Source organism: Undibacterium sp. CCC3.4, assembly GCF_034347425.1.
Classification (GTDB): Bacteria; Pseudomonadota; Gammaproteobacteria; order Burkholderiales; family Burkholderiaceae_D; genus Undibacterium.
This window is the reverse complement of the sequence record NZ_CP133779.1, coordinates 2646556-2665395: the sequence shown is the minus strand read 5'-3', so window position 1 is coordinate 2665395 and position 18840 is coordinate 2646556. Positions and strand designations below refer to the sequence as shown.

19 protein-coding genes and 1 tRNA gene are annotated in these 18840 nt (G+C 52.3%); 9 read left to right on the top strand and 11 right to left on the bottom strand.

Annotation, left to right across the window (positions count from 1 at the left end):
* Positions 1 to 446 precede the first annotated feature (446 nt).
* The 3 genes from RHM61_RS11895 (at position 447) to RHM61_RS11885 (ending at position 4097) form a co-directional block, all read left to right on the top strand.
* Complete coding sequence (locus tag RHM61_RS11895) at positions 447 to 3404, top strand: EAL domain-containing protein (protein WP_322247527.1); 2958 nt, start codon at positions 447 to 449, stop codon at positions 3402 to 3404.
* A gap of 43 nt (positions 3405 to 3447) precedes the next feature.
* Positions 3448 to 3912 (top strand): rhodanese-like domain-containing protein, encoded by a 465-nt coding sequence (locus RHM61_RS11890; RefSeq protein WP_322247526.1) that lies wholly within the window; start codon positions 3448 to 3450, stop codon positions 3910 to 3912.
* Positions 3913 to 4006: 94 nt separating this feature from the next.
* Positions 4007 to 4097, top strand: a tRNA-Ser gene (locus RHM61_RS11885).
* A 413-nt stretch (positions 4098 to 4510) separates the two neighbouring features.
* On the opposite strand, the gene RHM61_RS11880 is transcribed toward RHM61_RS11885, so the two are convergent.
* The 7 genes from RHM61_RS11880 to RHM61_RS11850 form a co-directional block, all read right to left on the bottom strand.
* Entirely contained in the window at positions 4511 to 4792 is a 282-nt protein-coding gene (locus RHM61_RS11880; protein ID WP_322247525.1) for a type II toxin-antitoxin system RelE/ParE family toxin, read from the bottom strand.
* Positions 4782 to 5030: a type II toxin-antitoxin system Phd/YefM family antitoxin gene (locus RHM61_RS11875; RefSeq protein WP_322247524.1), complete on the bottom strand. Its 249-nt coding sequence runs from the start codon at positions 5028 to 5030 to the stop codon at positions 4782 to 4784. Before RHM61_RS11875 ends, RHM61_RS11880 begins: the two co-directional genes overlap by 11 nt.
* Before the next feature lie 779 nt (positions 5031 to 5809).
* Complete coding sequence (locus RHM61_RS11870) at positions 5810 to 7720, bottom strand: hypothetical protein (protein WP_322247523.1); 1911 nt, start codon at positions 7718 to 7720, stop codon at positions 5810 to 5812.
* A gap of 24 nt (positions 7721 to 7744) precedes the next feature.
* Complete coding sequence (locus tag RHM61_RS11865; protein ID WP_322247522.1) at positions 7745 to 8509, bottom strand: metallophosphoesterase family protein; 765 nt, start codon at positions 8507 to 8509, stop codon at positions 7745 to 7747.
* Between the two features lie 244 nt (positions 8510 to 8753).
* On the bottom strand, positions 8754 to 8900 hold the full coding sequence (locus tag RHM61_RS11860; protein WP_322247521.1) for a lmo0937 family membrane protein: 147 nt from the start codon (positions 8898 to 8900) through the stop codon (positions 8754 to 8756).
* A gap of 57 nt (positions 8901 to 8957) precedes the next feature.
* Positions 8958 to 9176, bottom strand: coding sequence for a glycine zipper 2TM domain-containing protein (locus RHM61_RS11855; protein ID WP_322247520.1), 219 nt, complete (start codon positions 9174 to 9176; stop codon positions 8958 to 8960).
* A gap of 37 nt (positions 9177 to 9213) precedes the next feature.
* Complete coding sequence (locus RHM61_RS11850) at positions 9214 to 9675, bottom strand: BON domain-containing protein (RefSeq protein ID WP_322247519.1); 462 nt, start codon at positions 9673 to 9675, stop codon at positions 9214 to 9216.
* A gap of 288 nt (positions 9676 to 9963) precedes the next feature.
* Between RHM61_RS11850 and RHM61_RS11845 the strand changes: the two genes are divergently transcribed.
* From RHM61_RS11845 to RHM61_RS11835, 3 genes are read left to right on the top strand one after another with little or no spacing between them, the layout of a single operon-like run.
* The gene (locus tag RHM61_RS11845; RefSeq protein ID WP_322247518.1) at positions 9964 to 10683 is read left to right on the top strand and encodes a Crp/Fnr family transcriptional regulator; all 720 of its coding nucleotides are present in this window, start codon (positions 9964 to 9966) and stop codon (positions 10681 to 10683) included.
* 39 nt (positions 10684 to 10722) lie between these two features.
* Complete coding sequence (locus tag RHM61_RS11840) at positions 10723 to 12888, top strand: PAS domain S-box protein (protein ID WP_322247517.1); 2166 nt, start codon at positions 10723 to 10725, stop codon at positions 12886 to 12888.
* A 50-nt stretch (positions 12889 to 12938) separates the two neighbouring features.
* Entirely contained in the window at positions 12939 to 13769 is an 831-nt protein-coding gene (locus RHM61_RS11835; protein WP_322247516.1) for a response regulator, read from the top strand.
* A 50-nt stretch (positions 13770 to 13819) separates the two neighbouring features.
* Here RHM61_RS11835 and RHM61_RS11830 read toward each other — a convergent pair whose 3' ends face one another.
* Entirely contained in the window at positions 13820 to 15046 is a 1227-nt protein-coding gene (locus RHM61_RS11830) for a glutamate carboxypeptidase (protein ID WP_322247515.1), read from the bottom strand.
* Between the two features lie 224 nt (positions 15047 to 15270).
* On the opposite strand from RHM61_RS11830, the gene RHM61_RS11825 reads away from it, so the two are divergent.
* Entirely contained in the window at positions 15271 to 15654 is a 384-nt protein-coding gene (locus RHM61_RS11825) for a hypothetical protein (RefSeq protein ID WP_322247514.1), read from the top strand.
* A gap of 51 nt (positions 15655 to 15705) precedes the next feature.
* Here RHM61_RS11825 and RHM61_RS11820 read toward each other — a convergent pair whose 3' ends face one another.
* Together RHM61_RS11820 and RHM61_RS11815 are read right to left on the bottom strand one after the other, a co-directional pair.
* A complete protein-coding gene (locus RHM61_RS11820) occupies positions 15706 to 16158 on the bottom strand; it encodes a hypothetical protein (RefSeq protein ID WP_322247513.1) in 453 nt (150 codons plus the stop codon).
* 3 nt (positions 16159 to 16161) lie between these two features.
* Entirely contained in the window at positions 16162 to 16467 is a 306-nt protein-coding gene (locus RHM61_RS11815; RefSeq protein ID WP_322247512.1) for a hypothetical protein, read from the bottom strand.
* A gap of 163 nt (positions 16468 to 16630) precedes the next feature.
* Between RHM61_RS11815 and RHM61_RS11810 the strand changes: the two genes are divergently transcribed.
* Together RHM61_RS11810 and RHM61_RS11805 are read left to right on the top strand one after the other, a co-directional pair.
* A complete protein-coding gene (locus RHM61_RS11810) occupies positions 16631 to 17155 on the top strand; it encodes a DUF4272 domain-containing protein (protein ID WP_322247511.1) in 525 nt (174 codons plus the stop codon).
* Positions 17156 to 17271: 116 nt separating this feature from the next.
* Positions 17272 to 17976 carry a tetratricopeptide repeat protein gene (locus RHM61_RS11805; protein ID WP_322247510.1) on the top strand — a complete coding sequence of 235 codons (705 nt, stop codon included), beginning with the start codon at positions 17272 to 17274 and terminating at the stop codon, positions 17974 to 17976.
* Between the two features lie 70 nt (positions 17977 to 18046).
* Here the strand turns inward: RHM61_RS11805 and budA are convergent, their stop codons facing one another.
* Positions 18047 to 18832 carry an acetolactate decarboxylase gene (budA, locus tag RHM61_RS11800; protein WP_322247509.1) on the bottom strand — a complete coding sequence of 262 codons (786 nt, stop codon included), beginning with the start codon at positions 18830 to 18832 and terminating at the stop codon, positions 18047 to 18049.
* Positions 18833 to 18840: the final 8 nt, after the last annotated feature.

The following is an 18840-nucleotide window of genomic DNA, read 5'->3' as shown; positions in this document are numbered from 1 at the left end:
TGCTAAATCCTTGTTTTGCATACTGTTTCATGCAAGGATGATTGCACCACTGCATATTGGCAAGCACCACAGCAGAGCACCAAGATAGTGCAACTTTGCTCTTTGCGCATTTATTTGGTGCGAAAACAAATTTTATCTGGAAAAACTCCTTTTTTTGGTGCGCACCAATAAATCGATAGCCCATCCTCGAATTGGACATCTAAGTTTCCCCAAAGATACATAATTATATTAAAATTAATTTTTATGTGTTCATTGATCCACATCAGCTACTGTCTGAATAGGGTAATAATGAGATTGACTCGCATTTAGCTGTTAGCTATCGTTGAGACACTGTTCTGCATTGCCCTCAAAGATACACTGCCATGCGGTTTTATTGCAAATAGAACCATAAAAAACGTGGATTAAGTTCGTGTGACTTTCATCATTTCGCTTTCCCTACTCTTATCATGCCGCGATTCTTTCGTCAGTTTGTCACCAACCCGCTGTTTTGCGCCGCACTGGTTTTTTGCGGCGCATCGGCAGTTGGTCTGCACCTGATCGAGCAATTAAACCAAGCACGACAGAACGAAGCGCTGGCAAGCACCAATGAATTGGCCACCCTGCAGGCGCGCGCACTGGAACATAAGATCATGCAAGCCCTGTCGGCCACCTATGCGGTCGCGGCGCTGGTGCATGAACAACATGGTATGGTGACGAATTTCGAGAGCTTCGCCAGCCGGATCTTGGTTTATCAACCCGATATTTTGGCATTTTATCTGGCACCCGATGGCATTACGCGCGAAGTCGTACCGAGCGCTTGGCGCACGATCGGCTTGGGCATTAACCTGTTGACCGATCCGCTACGTGGAGCAGAAGCCCAACTGGCAAAAAATACCGGTCAATTGAGCCTGGCCGGCCCGTTCACGCTGTCACGCGGCGATGTCGGTGTGGTCGGACGCTTACCAGTGTTTTTGAACCTCGAACATGGCGAGAGAAAATTCTGGGGCCTGGTAACGGTGGTGATTTCAGTGCCTGAATTGTTGAAAAAAACCGGACTGGCTGCGCTCGCTGCGCGTGGTCATGAATATCAATTGTGGCGCAATAATCCCGGCACCGGCCTGCCTCAGATAATCGATCAAAGCAAAGCCTACCAAGCACAGTATATTGCGCGGCAAACCTTGAACCTGCCGAACAGTATCTGGACCTTGGATGTGATGAGTGCCGGCAGCAAGGCTGAGGGATGGGTACAGGCTGGGCAAATCGGCGCGGCACTGTTGTTCGCCTTGCTGCTGGCGGCCTTGGTAAGACTGGTGTTAGAGGCGCGCATACAGCAGCGCCGCATGGAAAAAACGATTACCGACCGCACCGCCGAGCTGGCGCTGCGCGAATCCGATCTGTGCCGGGCGCAAATGATTTCGCGTACCGGTAGCTGGATCAATTACGCCGGCAGTTTGGACATGGAATGTTCGGACGAAGCCCGTCGCATCTGGGGTATCACCGCCGGCACACGGATAAACCGCGATTTGGTGATCGATCAAATTCACCCACTGGACCGCGAACGCATCCTGCAGCTGTGGCAAGAAAGTTTGGCGGGCGAACGCTATGAGGTGGAATACAGACTGCTGATTGATGGTGAAATTCGCTGGGTCTTGTCGCAAGTAGAGCTGGACAGGGGTCGTGATGGTCTCATCGTGCGGCGCATCGGTGTATTGCAAGATATGACAGAACGTAAGCGTATCGAAGCCGATTTGCAAATTGCCGCCATTGCCTTCGAAGGCCAAGAGGGTATGGTGATTACCGACGAACATCGTACTATCTTACGCGTCAACCAGGCGTTTTCGCGCATGACCGGTTACTCACGCGAGGAAGCGCTGGGCCAGAGCACGCGCTTATTGAAGTCGGGAATGCATGGCAGCAGTTACTACCAAGACATGTCGACACAGCTGGACGAATACGGTTACTGGCAGGGAGAAATCTGGAACCGCCGTAAAAACGGTGAAATTTATCCGGAGTGGCTGACGATTACGGCAGTCAAAGCCAAGGATGGCAAGCCGATTCATTACGTCGCGGCGATGCAAGATATTACCCAGCGCAAAGCGACCGAAGCCAAGCTTGAACATCTGGCCTATCATGATCCATTAACTGGCCTGGCCAATCGACGCCTATTGCTCGATCGTTTACAGCATGGTTTGGCCAGCAATTCACGCAATCTGCGACATGGCGCGGTCTTGTTTCTCGATCTCGATAATTTCAAGACGATAAACGATATTCACGGTCATGCTACCGGCGACCTACTGCTGCAGCAGGTTGCTCTACGACTGGCGCAAAACATCAGCAAGGGTGATACGCTGGCGCGCATCGGTGGCGATGAGTTCGCCTTGATTCTGGAAAACCTCAGCGATCAAATCGGGCCGACCGCAATCATGGCCAAAACCAACGCCACCAATATACTCGAACAATTAAAACTGCCCTACTGGATTGATGGGCATGACTATCACACCAGCGCCAGCATAGGAATACAATTATTCAACGGCGACAGTAGCTCGGCTGAGGAATTACTCAAGCAAGTAGAAGTGGCGATGTATCAAGCCAAAGCCGAAGATGGCAGTCATGTGCGCTTCTTCGATCCGCACATGCTCAGCATGGTGACGGCGCGCGCGACCATGGAAGCGGATATGCGTTGCGGTTTGAGTGAGAACCAATTTATTTTGTATTATCAACCGCAAGTTAATAGCGCCGGCCATACCATCGGTGCTGAAGCACTGGTACGCTGGCAGCATCCGCACAAGGGCATGATTGCACCGGCCGATTTCATTCCCTTAGCGGAAGAATCGGGCTTGATCATCCCGCTTGGTACTTGGGTGTTGCAGGCGGCATGTAAAAAATTGCGGCTGTGGGAGAATGATCCGGCCACCGCTGAGCTGACGATGGCGGTCAATGTCAGCGCGCGCCAGTTCCGGCAAGCCGATTTTGTCGCGATCGTGCTGACGACGATACAGCAGACTGCGATCTCCGCTTGCAAGCTGAAACTCGAATTGACAGAAAGTTTATTGGTAGAAAATATAGAAGAGACGATACAGAAGATGAATCAGTTGAAATCGCACGGAGTGTGTTTTTCGCTCGACGATTTTGGTACCGGCTATTCTTCACTCAGTTATCTGAAACGTTTGCCGCTCGATCAATTGAAGATAGACCAGTCTTTCGTGCGCGATATCTTGCTTGACCCGAATGATGCAGCCATTACGCGTACTATCATCGGCTTGGGCAAGAGCCTGGGCTTGGCGGTGATTGCCGAGGGGGTCGAAACCGAAGCACAACGCGCATTCTTGCAAAGTCAGGATTGCCATGCTTTTCAGGGGTATTTATTTGGTCGACCAGCACCGGAACTGCCCGCTCAATCTAACACTGCGCCGTTTCAGGCATAATTTTTCAGTCTTGTTCTATTTTTTGCTTTGAAAGGAAGATCCCATGTCTGAAGCCTTACGAATACAATTAGCCCGCACCGAGGGCTTGCAACAAGCCCTGCCCTATGCCGGCGCCCTCACTCCAGCCGACGCTTGGAGCGTTTTGCGCGAAGATCCGCGCATCTTGCTGATTGACGTACGTACCGCCGCCGAACGTGATTGGGTAGGACGGGTAGACATCGAGCCGACGCAGCATTTTTCGGTGCAGTGGTCCTTATATCCAGGCGGTATGCCAAATCCTGATTTCATGCAGCAATTACAAGCAATTAGCGCGCAACGCGACACCGTGCTGTTATTCCTATGCCGCTCCGGCGTTCGTTCGCGCCATGCGGCGAAATTAGCTCACGAACATGGTTACAGCGCTTGTTTTGATATTCTGCAGGGCTTTGAGGGTGACAAAGATGCTGCCGGCCATAGAAAAACCATCGGTGGCTGGTGCGCGCACGACTTACCATGGTTGGGCGCATGATTTCACTGGCAGCAACGCAAACACTTCCCTCAGCGCGAATAATTTGCTAGAATAGCGAGCTTCGTCGCCGTTGCAGTAATGCGGTTATGAAAAAGGAGAGATGGATGAGTGGTTTAAGTCACACGCCTGGAAAGCGTGCGTAGGTTCATAGCCTACCCGGGGTTCGAATCCCCGTTTCTCCGCCAAGAATATAAAAATACCCGCTTTAGCGGGTATTTTTTTGTTCGGAGAAAAGGGAGCCAAGAGTTTGGCTCCCGCCGGGGATTCGAAGGGGCGCGCTTACCAGCGCGCCAGCGGCCCGCGCCAGTGTGGGCGAATCCCCGTTTCTCCGCCAAGAATATAAAAATACCCGCTTTAGCGGGTATTTTTTTGTTCGGAGAAAAGGGAGCCAAGAGTTTGGCTCCCGCCGGGGATTCGAAGGGGCGCGCTTACCAGCGCGCCAGCGGCCCGCGCCGGTGTGGGCGAATCCCCGTTTCTCCGCCAGTATTTATAAGGCTCTCCACGTGAGAGCCTTATTTTTTGCGCTATTCGAACCGATTGCGCCTTCAACAACATTGACGAGATCCTGCATCAGTAAATTGCAATGCTCTGTCTTCAACTATCGTCTTGCAGCAGCCTGATAGACCGCATTTCGCTCTCGTTTGCCGACCGCGACCACAATCACAATGAGTTCACTATCACGTACTTCATAAACAAGCCTATAGCCAACACTCCGCAATTTAATTTTATATCGATCTTTGTGACCGCTTAGTTTAGCGGACGGCATACGAGGATTTGCCAGGCGTTCGGTTAACTTTGCTTTAAACTGCTCTCGTGTGCTGCTATCGAGTTTGCGCCACTCTTTTAGTGCATCCTCTAGAAAACCAAGTTCAAAGGTCATCGAGCGTGACTTTAACGATAGATTGACCCTCACGAGCATCAGCAATGGCGTTTAGCTCCAAGTCTTCAAGCTTGTCCATTAATGCTTCATAGGCTTTCGCCGGCACGCAATAAAAAGCTGGTTCATTCCGATTAAGAATAGCCACCGGAAAACCATCACCGGCAGCAACCGTGCCCATGGGGTTTTTCTTGAGTTCTGAAACACTTGCTGATGTTTCGGCTAGTATAAGATGTGTCATACACTACCAATCGAGTCATTTAAAGCACCAATAATAGCACCAATAATAGCACCAATAACAGCTCTTTACAAACAATGACTAAGCACACAATTATTAAAAAAACTTGCGCTAATAAGCGATCGTCAAGCCAATCAAATCAAGCACTTACAAGCCTTCAAATGTTGATTCAATAGCGCATGGAAGAAGATGCAAGTCCTTTATTCATGCGACTTTCCCAAGGATTGGCGCACAGGTTCATAGCCTACCCGGTATGGGCGAATCCCCGTTTCTCCGCCAAGAATAGTTTCAGAACGCCCCGCACAGACCCTGAAAGTCTCTGCGGGGCTTTTGTTTGTGGGGTGTTTGCCTCTCCTTGCGTCTCTGCGCGAACCAATCTGTTTCGCCCTGTATCATCAAAAATCTGACTAGGTTTGGAAATCCCGGCCCTCAGAGGCTGTCGCAAAAGCCTGATGGACGCTTTTTATATCTGAAACACCGCATACCTCGTCATTCCCGCATGCTTTTGGCGGGAACCCAGTGTCGTTTTCAGCGCTGAAAACACGATCATATCTGGCATTTTCAGTTAACCGCGAACGCCGCTGGGTTCCCGCCAAAAGCGCGCGGGAATGACGTGGCCACCAGTTAGGGTAATGATACCAACTGAAAACCCTTTTTGCGACAACCTCTGAAGGCCGGGATTTCCAACCCTAGTCAGATTTTTGATGATCCGCCGAAAGCGCGCGGGAACAACGTATCTGCCGGTTCAGGTAGTGATGCTGAATAAATAGCCGTTAAAATACTCATCCGGTCTGGCTTATCGCCTCAATTGCCAATAAAGCAGCCGAATAGGAACTCAATTCCACCATGGAAGAATCGAACGCGGTCTGCGCTGCCGTCAGCTGTGTTGTCACGATAGTGACATCATTGAGAGCCAGTTGATACTGGTGAGAGGCGTGGGCATAAGCTTGCTGCGACAAGGCGACAATACCGCGACTGTTTTGCGCTCGGCTGACGAGCTGTGTTACGTGTCCGTTTTCCAGCTCGCTGAAGCTGTGCGCTTGCTGCAAATTTACTTGCGCTGCATAAGTCGTTTGCAGTGCGATTAACGTCAGTGCGATGGCTGGAGCGGCATCGGTGCTGGCTTTGGCGAACCGAGCAAGCAAGATATCGGGAAGCAAGGGATTCATTTGCTTCTGTTGATTAACGGTTTGTGCCAGCTTGTCGGTGAATGCGATCGAGAAAATCAGTTTCTTCACCAGGTCCGACAAGTCGGCCGCGAGCTTGCTGATTTCTGTATTGGCTTGCTTGGTTTGTTGTGTCACTAACGCCAGCGTCGTCGCCACTTGTTGTAAGGGTGTGATCGCGCCTTTGACACTGTCCCTGAGTTTCAAGTGTTTCGACTGCTGCTGGTCCGCCTCATTCAACAACTCTTGCGCTTGCTGCAACTTCGCATTCAGTACGCTCAGTATTGCTTGGTTTTGTGCTACTTGGAAAGTCGCTTGTTTTACTTGATTGGCGATCTCGACACTGAGTGAAGGGCACGCCGGTATAAATGGCCGACTCGGTGCCGACAGCAAGGGTAAAAATTGATTGAGGTATTGTTGATATGCGAGCGCCAAACTGGTCAGCACCAAGGCTACGTAAGGCTGACCGGGAATGATGGGACGAGCTAAAGCATCCACCGTTAGCAGCACAGTAGCCTTCCGTATTCCGGCATGCTCGCTCGAAATCAGCTTTAACAATCCGCTTTCAGTGCTGCCGGCATCGCTGGATTGCAAAAGCAATTGCGTCGCTTGAGTAAGCGTAAAATTAACGGACTCCTCTTGTGGCAGCAGAATTAAATAATCATGTGGATCGGCGTCAGGAATGACGATCTTCGATATAGCTGTTGTGGTAAAAGCAGAACCAGGACTAAGCCAAGAGGAGAATTCGATGGTAATTTTACGCTCTGAAATCAGCTCGACATGCACGCCGCGATCCAATTGTCGACGCGCATTTCGGTATGTGAGTTCAATGGCACTCAGGCTGCCATCGGCTTGCTTAAGATTCGCTTGCGCTTGGCGCTCCGGCGCGGTCGCATCATGGACTGCTTGCTGGTCCGATGCATATGCGATGTTCAATTCGTTCAATGCAGCTTGTGTGGCATCGAGTATCGTGTCGATGGTCGACTTGGCAGACACGGTCATCACCAAGCATGCCGCTGCCACGATTTCTGCCGTACTGGCAGCAGCATGCATCGCCTGATTGCTCAGCGTATGCGCTTGGTTTGCGACCTCATTCATGAGGCTATTGGCCTGCGCGCTGTGCGTGTAGACCGCAGTTTCAGATAGCGACGCCGTAGCGATACTGAGGATGGTACCCAAATCTGAGGCCAGCAACGTGATCGCTTCTGATGATGCCTGAACATCTGCAGCAACGGCAGCCGCATCCGGTACGGCGGCGGCGATCAGCGACGCGGCCATGCTTACGCCACTCTGTGACTGCGCCAACTGATTGGCCATGCTCTCTACATGCTCATGAAGAGGCTGCCAATTGCACAGTTCTGCTGCCGTGGCAGCGAGCTTGTCACGCGCACTTCCGGAGGCATCCTGCGCCGCGTAAAGCACAGATTGCGCGGCGCTGTGTGCCATTTGCTGCTCCTGTTGTTGCTGATACATATAGGCTAAGCTTTGGATTACAGTCTGTCGCAGAGTTTCGGTATAGGCGTTCATAGTTAGCGATGTAAAAAAACAGTTCTACGGGGCTGGCTGTTGTGGCGCATTGCAGGGTTCGCAAAATCCACGGGTCAAGGGCGCGACCCAGTCAGCTCGTCCATGTGCCAGAGCCAAGGCGGCAGCGGCCTCCCAGTCGTAGCTAACGGCCAGCAGTTCGGCTTGCCAAGTACCACTGCCATCGTCGACCACTGCATAACGCGCATGGGGTGCGCCATTTTCAATACGATGTGGATAAGGCCGGATATCGCGGTAGGCTGGCAAGCCGACGCTGCCGGGATTGACGATCAAGCGGCCATCATCGAGGCGCACGACCCGCGGCACATGCGTATGGCCGCACAATATCAGGCTGACATCATCGACACCGGCACGGGCCAAAATTTCTTCTTGGGTGGCGGCACGACAGCCGCTGCTGGTGACGGTTTCCAGAAAATAAGTCAGATCGCTGCTCGGTGTGCCGTGCACCATGAGCACACGATCAAATTGCAAGGTGAGAGGTAAGGATGCCAGCCAGGCCAATTGGTCGGCGCGCAGTGTCGCCCGAGCATACAGGTCGGAAGCACCGAGTCGGGTGGTCTCGCCCTCGAGAATTTGGCGCTCATGATTACCGCGGATGGTAGGGAAATTACGTGCCATCAGACGATCGGCAGTTGCACACGGTTGCAATGCGCCAGAAAGGATGTCACCGAGATTAACGGTCAGATCGACTTGTTGGCGGTCGATGTCAGCCAGTACCGCATCGAGCGCGGCCAGATTGCCATGGATATCGGAAATGACGGCGATTTTCATCGAGCTGACTTTCTATGCCGCTGTCCCAATTCTACCCGGAGGCAGCGCGTCTCAAACGCGACAATACCGGTAGCACGGCGATGACGAGCAAATATGTATGAAGCCACCGATGGTATAGGATGTTATGAAGACTGGCAACCGGGGAACGACGCACAAGATCTACCGCAAAGAAAGGCACGGATGAAAGCGCAGTGAAATTGGCCGGTACCAATCATACTGCGCTTCAATCCGCGCGATCCGAAGTCTACAGGGAGGTGCCACTTATCAAGCGCAGTAATACCATGATCACGGCAATGACGAGCAAAATATGTATGAAACCGCCGATGGTATACGACGTCACGAGACCGAGCAACCAGAGAACGATTAATACGACTGCGATCGTATAGAGCATCATGTTTTCCTGTTTCAAAAGATGTTTTCTGCCTGACGGGTGTCAGACATCATCGCGCTATTTCGAACGAATCTGATTGCCAATCACACCGCCGACGGCAGCGCCGCCGACTGTGCCAACCGGACTGCCACCGGTCAGCACGGCACCGACTACAGCACCGGCAGTAGCGCCGATGGCAGTGCGTTCATCGCGTCGCGACATGCCGGCGCAAGCTGCTATGCTAAGCAGCAGGCCGAGCACGACGACATACCGAATGAGGATGGTAATACTGTTCATGACCTGACTCCTGAAACAGATGGGAAAGCGCTGCGATTTATTTCAGGCGCATCGTATTATTTACGGCGACAACACCTTTGACACGGCGTGCCAATTGGACGGCAGTGATGATATTTTCTTCGGAGCCGACGATGCCGCTCAATTGCACGGTACCTTTCATGGTCTCTACCTTGATTTCAGTAACCTTGAGTGTGGCGTCATTGAGTATCGCTGCCTTGACGCCGGCCGTGATGGCAGTGTCGTCGACATACTGGCCAGTACTTTCGCCGGCAGGCATCGCCGAGCGATCGGCGGCGCCAGCCATCGGGGCGGTGCCACTGCTTTCACTGCCAGGCATCGCAGGAGCAGGTGTTGCGGGACCAGGCGAGGCCGAACGATCGGCAGCGCCGACTACAGGTGCTGCCACCTTGCCATCACTGTTAGGCGTAGCGGAACAGGCACCGATTGATGTCAACATCAGTGCAGCGATCAGGGTACCGGTGAATTGAGTTTTTTTCATTTTGAAATCCTTAGCTGGGTTGAATCGAAAAGCATCTTGGTTTTATGCGGCGCAGTGTGCTGGTCATGCTCAGTCTTGCCACTGCGACGTCGCCATCATGACGGATCGCCTGCTCTGCTTCTGTTCGCTGACGCACATACATTCGTACAATTACAAATCAACTGCAGCAGGCTGCCGATCCTCACAAGATTGTCGAGACTATCGAGCACAGTGTGTTACCGTGTAGTAGTCCGTTCGCGTCTACAGCGCGCAACGCCTTTTTTGTTCCGCCCGAAACTTGGCTATATCATGCCCACTGTCCCTGATCCGAATCAGAACCATTTGCTGGCTGCCTTACTGGAAGCGGAATACGATCGTCTGTCACCACACTTGGAATTGATCGCCTTGTTGGTTGGCGATGTGTTGTACGAATCGGGCGAAAAACTGCAGCATGTGTATTTTCCGACCACGGCCATTGTTTCGCTCCATTACTTGCTGGAAGACGGCGGCTCATCCGAAATCGCCGGAGTCGGGAATGAAGGCGTGCTCGGCATTTCCTTGTTCATGGGTGGTGACAGTACCCCGAGCCGTGCGGTGGTGCAAACCGGCGGTTATGCCTATCGCTTGCGCTCGCAATTGCTGCTCGATGAGTTTCACCGCGCCGATCTGGTGATGCGTTTGCTGCTGCGTTACACCCAGGCCTTACTCACGCAAATGTCGCAGACTTCGGTGTGCAACCGCCATCATTGCGTGGAACAACAATTGTGCCGCTGGTTATTGTTGACGCTCGATCGCGTATCGAATAATGAATTGACGATTACTCAGGAATTGATTGCCAATACATTAGGAGTAAGGCGCGAAGGCGTGACCGAAGCGGCTGGAAAATTACAGCAACTCGGCTATATCAGTTATCGCCGCGGCCATATCACGGTCATTGATCGGCACGGCTTGGAAGAAAAAGTTTGCGAATGCTACGGCGTAGTAAAAAAAGAGTTTGCGCGTCTATTATCAGATGTGCGCCAGCGCTGAAGCGCTTCACTGTTTGTAATAATCAGGTGATGATCGACTATGCTTACATTCCCACTCGCGGCCAGCGCGGCAATACTCTTGATGAGCGTCGTCGTGCTCGTGCTTTCAGCGGTGTTTTTCCGTTTGCGAAACCGCGCCGTGCAGCCCAATCGCTCGCCGCTGCTGAAAGCGGAGGCATTGCAAAATGCGATTTTTAACAGCGCCAATTTTTCTGTCATTGCCACCGATGCACAGGGCGTGATTCAAATTTTCAATGTCGGTGCCGAACATATGCTCGGCTACCAAGCCGCCGATATGATCAATCGAATTACCCCTTCGAGTATTTCCGATGAAGCTGAAGTGATCGCCCGCGCCGCTGCGCTGAGTCTGGAATTTCATACCAGTATCACACCCGGTTTTGCAGCCTTGGTATTCAAGGCTTCGCGCGAAATTGAAGATATTTACGAGCTGACATATATTCGTAGTGACGGCAGCCGCTTTCCTGCCATCGTTTCAGTGACGGCATTGCGGGATGAGGCGGAACGGGTGATCGGCTATCTGCTGATCGGCACCGACAATACCGCACGCAAGCGGGTCGAAGCAGCGCAAGCCTTGCTCGATCAACGTTTGCGCGACCAGCAGTTTTATACGCGCTCGCTGATCGAATCGAATATCGATGCCATCATGACTACCGACCCACTCGGTATCATCAGCGATGTCAATCAACAGATGGAAGCGCTGACCGGCTGCACGCGCGACGAATTGATCGGCGAACCGTTCAAAAATTATTTCACTGACCAAGCCCGCGCCGAAGCGGCGATCACCAGAGCGCTGGATGAAGGAAAGGTGACGAACTATGAACTGACGGCTTACCACAAGGATGGCCGACAAACGGTGGTTTCTTATAATGCCACGACGTTTCACGATCGTGAGCAACGTTTGCAAGGGGTATTTGCCGCTGCCCGTGACGTGACCGAGCGCAAACAATTTGAACATACGCTGCAAGAAAACAATGTCGAGCTTGAGCTCGCCAAGGCCGCGGCCGAAAAGGCGAACCGCGCCAAATCGGAGTTCCTCTCGAGTATGAGCCATGAGTTGCGCACGCCGCTCAATGCCATCCTCGGGTTTGCCCAATTGATCGAGTCAGGCGAGCCGGTGCCGACGCCGACACAGAAAATTTCCATCGATCAGATTTTGCAATCGGGTTGGTATTTACTGCGCCTGATAAATGAAATTCTTGATTTGGCACTGATCGAGTCGGGCAAGGTTTCTTTGTCACAGGAATCGATGTCGATGAGCGAGGTATTTGAAGATTGTCGCGCGATGATGGAACCACAGGCCGATCAGCGACGAATTCAGATGACTTTTCCTGGTGCCGACCGGGTGTTTTACGTATATGCCGATCGCACGCGCGTGAAACAAGTATTGATTAATCTGCTCTCGAATGCCATCAAGTACAACCGCGAGAATGGTGCCGTGATCATTCAATGTCAAACGACGGCCGAAAAACGTATCCGCGTGACGGTGCAGGATACCGGCAGCGGTCTGAGTCCGAAACAACTGAGCCGACTATTCCAGCCCTTCAATCGACTTGGCCGCGAAGCCGGCACCGAAGAAGGCACCGGCATCGGTTTGGTGGTGACGCGTCAACTGGTCGAACTGATGGGCGGCAGCATGGGGGTGGAAAGCACGCTCGGTTCCGGCTGCAGCTTTTGGTTTGAGTTACTCGCCTCCGATGCGCCGACCTTGATGTACGATCATGCGCTACCGGACGCCGATACGGCGGTAGCGCTGAGCAGCGACACCTCGGCAGCACAACGCAGCCTGTTGTATGTGGAAGATAATCCGGCCAATATGGCCTTGATCAAACAGCTGCTGCTACGCCGCCGGGATTTGAAATTACTGACGGCAATTGATGCCGACATAGGCTTACAGCTGGCGCGCTCGCTGCAACCGGCTGTGATACTGATGGATATCAATTTGCCCGGTTTGAGTGGCTATGGGGCCCTGAAAATTTTACAAAATGATCCGGCTACTGCGCATATTCCGGTAATGGCCTTATCAGCCAATGCGGTACCGCGCGACATCGCCAAAGGGCTGGATGCCGGATTTTTCCGCTACCTGACCAAGCCTATCAAGGTCCATGAATTCATGGATGCACTCGAGCTTGCATTACAACATGCCGCACTCCACCCACGCGAGGGCGCGCCGCACGATGCGCCGTGAAATGTTTAGACACTTCATTCCATTGATCTGATCTGCAGAGAAAGAAATTCATGCTTGACGCTACTACTATTCTCCATGCCCGCATCTTGATTGTCGATGATCAGCATGCCAATGTCTTACTACTTGAGCAAATGCTGCGCGCGCGCGGCTACACCAACATCGCCAGCACGATGGATCCGCGCAGCGTCTGTGCGCTGCACGCGGAACAACAGTTTGATTTGATTTTGCTCGATCTGCAAATGCCGCTGATGGATGGCTTCGAAGTGATGGATGAATTACGCCAAATCGACCACAGCAGTTACCTGCCGGTATTGGTGATCACGGCGCAACCTGATCACAAATTACGCGCACTGCAAGCTGGGGCACGCGATTTTGTCAGCAAACCTTTTGATGTCATCGAGGTGCAAACACGCATACATAATATGTTGGAAGTGCGTCTGCTGTATCGCCGCTTGGAAAATCATAAGCAATTGCTCGAGCAAGCGGTGGCCGAACGGACTGAAGAATTACGTATCAGCGAGGCCCGCTTCAAAAGTTTTACTGAACTCTCATCCGATTGGTACTGGGAGCAGGATAAGCATGGGCAATTCACCAGCTTGTCGGGTACTGCAGTGGAGATTCTGGGTCTCGAGGGCGGTGGCGCAGGATGGAATACCGCCGAACACGCGCAATTACTGCAGAATATAGCGAACCGTCAGCCGTTTCTCGATTTCATTTGTCATCGCACCCAGCCCGATGGCGATATCCAAACGATGCAAGTCAGCGGCGAACCGGTGTTTGACCAAGCGGCGCGCTTCATCGGCTATCGTGGCGTTGGCATGGATATCACACCGCGGCGCGTGCTGTCGGGTTTCTCAGCAGCAGACTTTTTGGCCGACTGAGGCGACGTCAAGCGCCGCAGCGGCGCGCTCAAGCGCGCCGCTTCCCTACTCTATTTACTCAGCGTTTCGAGCAAACGCACAGTCAAATACAGGCGCGGCTCGACGCTATTGAGATCAGCCCACTCTTCGGAAGAATGGATGCGGTCACCGACAATACCCATGCCATCCAAGACCACGGGCTTGTCACTGCCGGGATGGTAGGCGAAGCCGGCATCGGTTCCATAACGCATGGAAACCGGTTGAATATGTTTGCCGAGTTCTTGATAAATATCATTGCTTAATGCCGCCAATTTATCGCTGGCCGGGTTTTTACTGAAAGGCGGACGGCGATTTTCGACCTTAACGGTAACGCTGGTATCAGGGATGAATTTAGTTTGAATCAGACGATTGGCATCTTGCTGAACCCGATTGAGTTCGCTCAGTTCAGACATGCGCATATCGGCAATCGCGCTGGCCTTATCAGGAATAATATTGACGCGCTCACCAGTCTGCAGTACCGTCCAGTTCACGGTGGTGCCTTTTTTGGCATTACCCAGCTCGGTCAACTGCATGATCTGATGGGACAATTCGACCACGGCATTACGCCCTTTTTCCGGCGCCGAACCAGCATGCGAGGCCAGGCCTTTGACATCTAAGTGTACATAGGCGATGCCATTGGTGGCGACGGTGACTTGGTCGGACTCGGGCGGTTCATAGACCAAGACGTAATCCTGATCGGCCGAGATTTTTTGAATCGCGACGCGCGACCCGAGTGAGCTTTTTTCTTCGTCCGGGTTAAACAGCACGGTCAAGGTTTTATAGCCGGAAAAGCCGCGTTGGCGTTCAATTTCCAAGGCATACAAGATCAACAGCGCGCCGCCTTTGGCATCCGCTACGCCCGGACCAAAAGCCCGGTTGTCGACGATAGAAAATGGCCGCTTAGCCGCTTCGCCGATGCCGAACACGGTATCATAATGAATCATCAGCAAGATGTTTTTTGTGCCACTGCCGTGCAAGCTACCAAGCACCAGTTTGCCAGCCGCCGGAGGCGCATCAACAATACTGACTTCAGCACCGATGGCTTTCAGTTTATCGGCCAGAAAGGCAGCAACCTTGTTCAAGCCCTTGGCATCATCGGTACCCGAGTCGAGATTGACCAAGCTTTCCAAGTCTTTGACAAAGCGGCTTTGTTGACTTTTTGCCGCGCTCACGAGCGGCAAATCGAGCGCCGCCATACTGAGCGGACAAATTGACGCAAGCAGTGTAAAACAGAGGGTAGACAAGCCGTATTTTTTCATCAGTCAATTCCTGAATTAGTCGGTAAATTTGCGTAGCAGTGAAAGTGTTATACCATTAAAAAATCGGCTTTGCCTTGATTTGTAGCTAAGCAACACCGCTATCGGCCAAAAATGCCTTTCATACTGATAATTTTGCAGTTGGTCGCAAGCCGCTGGTGCGCGCTGCACCTGTCTTTTAAGATGAGTCATCAGCAGTCCTTGATCCCCATAACCGGAGCCTTATCATGAAAATTGTACCCCGCACCATTCTCTTTGTTGCTCTCTTCTGCTTGCTTGTGGTCGGTCTGACTTTGTGTTTTGACCAAAATACGAGCATCGTGATCAACGACCAGCAAATCGGCGGCGTAGCCGGCTTCGGCATGTCTTTGCTGGCGATGTCAGCCATGGGGCTGGCATTATTGGCCGCCGCCGTGTGTACCGGTTTAGTGCTGGCCGGTATGTCTTTGCTACTGACGCTGTTGTTCGGCGCGCTGCTGCTGATGTTATTGTTTGCGCTTGCCCCTTTGTTATTGACGGTTTTATTCCCGGTTATATTGGTGTGCGCGCTGGTGTGGTTGATACGGCGCGGTAAGCAAGCTCAACGCAGCAGCGACTCACAAGCATTTTGACTCAGGTGCGGCGGTCGAACTGGTACATCGCCCAAGTCTTGGCGGTGTGGTCTAACGGCTTTTTTCAGAAAGATCAGCAGCTTCCGGTCCATAGAGTTCAACAATTTCTCGGTGACGACTGATAACTTCTGTAAACACTCGATTGACCTCTGTTCGAAATGCTTTGTTTGCGCGACTGATAATTCCGCGCGACTCGGTCCCAAGAGAGGGGAACCAATCCTCCGTAACTGGCAGTACGGCGACGCGACGAGTGTCAAGACAAAAAGGCTTTTGTTGCATTGTAGCGGCTAAATCTGGCGGTACAACAATTACACCGAACGCCACTGGAGTACCCGGGTTCCAAGCTACCGATGTGGTATAGACAGTCAGAACTTGATTGTTTTGACTCGACTCAGCCACATAGACAAGGTGCGGATGATCGTTCGGACCGGGCATGCGATGATTTTCACGGAAAGGAAATCGGCACCAAACAAATGACCCAATTGGCAAAATTGGTTTTGTCATTATTTATGAACCATTCCATCCAGTCAAAATGTCTATGTTCCTTTGGCGTTGAGCAATCTCCTCTGGTGTATCGTCTTCATCCGCATCAATAATCATACGTTCAGTCAACGGCTCAGCGATAAAAACAGTTATTGGCAGGTTATTATTAAGACAAGTAATTTCTTGCTCAGCGTATTTCTGGTTCGCTTGAATGTCCTTGCGGATTAAGGCTTCAATATAGTTAGTAAGGGTGCGCTTATCCTTCGCGGCAAAAACCCTCGCCCCCTCTAGAATTTCCTTATCTAGCCTGATAGTCATTGATTGGCGCATGCTATTCTCGATCAGTCAGTATAGTGATAGCGTACTGCACATAGCTGCGTTTATCAATAGATACGGTGTTAAGGAAGCGCAGCAGCGACTCACAAGCATTTTGACTCAGGTGCGGCGCGCTAACTGGTACAATCGTTGACCTTTTTTCTTATGGCTGCTTGCAATGAAATCTCCCGAACTGCGCAAAGAATTATCTGAACTGGCTCTGCATAAGCGCGGGATACGTATTAATCTGCAATTGCCGCTGATTGAAAGTGAAGATGAAATTGTTTTGCGCAGTAGCGCCGAAGTCAGGCAGCGGCTGATCGCTTTGGAACTGCTGCGCGCTGCACCCTCCGGCAATGATGAGGCTTTGCGCTTTCTGCTGTGGGCGGCCGGTGTGCAGCCACACATAGGCATGCCGGATGGAAAACATGTCGCAGCCGACTTGGCTTCGGCTATCGCGCTCGACGGCGCGACGCTGGCCCAGTGTGACATCAAGCTGCGCACCAAGTCGGTCTTGCTGGATTGGGCTGATTTGTTATACCGGCTGCACTGGGCGGTACGGCATGCGCAGATCACCGCACGAGCGGTGCCAGGCCGCTTGGACGCGCAGGCAGTGCACGCTTGGCATCAGGCGGTGAACTGGCTGATACGCTATGAAGACGAAGATAACTGGGATTTAGTCAGCACCGACACGGCTGGCTGATCTGAAACGCCGAGTCCACCCGCAAATAATTGCAAACAAATTTTAAATTTACTTGGAAGCGTAAAAACAAAGCACTACAATGCCAATTATTAACGACATTACCTTGGGGCAATATCATGCTATCTCGTACTGCTGCACCCTTGCTATTGCTTTCATTGCTTGCTGTCGGTGCCACTAGTTTCCATTTCGCCCATGCCGATGATGTTGACGAGGGCACGGCGTTATATGATCAAGCAGATTTTCCTGCGGCAGCGGAGAGTTTTGCGGTAGCCGCCAAGGATGGCGACGCGGAAGCCCAAGTCAGTTTGGGCTTGATGTATCTCAAGGGTGAAGGCTTGGCGAGCGACGAGACCAAGGCGCTGGCGCTGTTCGAGCAGGCGGCGGCACAGGATAATGTGCGCGGCGAAGTAAATTTGGCACGTATGTATGCCAAAGGCAAAGGCGTGGTGTCAGATTACAAAACGGCAGTGAAATGGTTTCAACGCGCGGCCGATCAGGGTTATGCCGATGCGCAGTACAGTTTGGGCGTGTTGTATGTTACCGGTAACGGCGTGCCACTCAATTATGCCAAGGCACAGAGCTTGTTCGAACATGCGGCCGAACAGGATGACACCAGCGCTCAGTATCAGCTCGGTCTGATGTATTGGCATGGTAAAGGCGTGCCGGTTAACTTAGTGGAAGCCTACAAGTGGCTGACGCTGGCAAAAGATTATGATGATGCCGCACTGTATCGCAGTTATGTAGCGCAGCGCATGAGCGAAGCACAAATCGCCGAAGCCGAGGAACAGGCCGATCAGTGGCAAGTTGAGGCAAAAACCTGAACGGCTGAGCAGACGCGCACAGCCACACGAAGCCGCTGCCGCCTGAGGGTTGGCACAGCGGCTTTTTTCTTTATTGGCGAATTTTTTCTACTGCATGCAATTCTTGCGAGCGATCTTTGCTTTGATCTGCCTGGACGAAGCCATTAGTGGTTGGCACTTGCAATTCGACCGTAGAGAGCGTGGCGATGCGCGCGCTGCCGGTGTTCATCTGCAGTGACAACACATGACCGCCGCTGGCATGGTCGGTCGCCAGATAATGCCAATGGTATCCGGGAATATTGAAACCTTTGGAAAAGGCTGGGCTACGAAAGCCGATCAACTGGCCACGGGTGGCCCCAAGTTGAAACACAGACTGGGTTTTGACAACTTCGGCCAAGGGACGGTATGGTTGACTTTGCGGATAAATGGCACGGGTGCTGAGCGCAGCAAAATCGCCGTCGATGCGAATGGCATAGAAGGCATTTTTGTTGGGTAAGCCAGCATCGATGGCGGCTTCCAGTTCGGCCAAGCTATGCGCCGCTGCCAGTGTGACTGCCGGACCCGGATTAAAATCAGTCATGATGGCCAGCGGCGAGCGTTCCTGCGGACCGGCGATGTTGACTTTACCATCACCGCGGACTTGATAAAACACCCCTTCACTGACGATCATTTCACCATCCACACGGTTATACGTACCGAGCCCGAAATTGCCGTGACGGCTAAGCTCTGCCACACTCATGTCACCGTCGTAGGCACCGGCCAGCAGCGCATCGATGGTCGAGTATTGAAACAGGCGTGCCTCGGCGGCGCATGCAGGGGTAAGCGCATGAAGCAAAGCGAGTGTCATTGCGGCAGCGGTGGAAGATAAAAATTTCATGCAGTGGT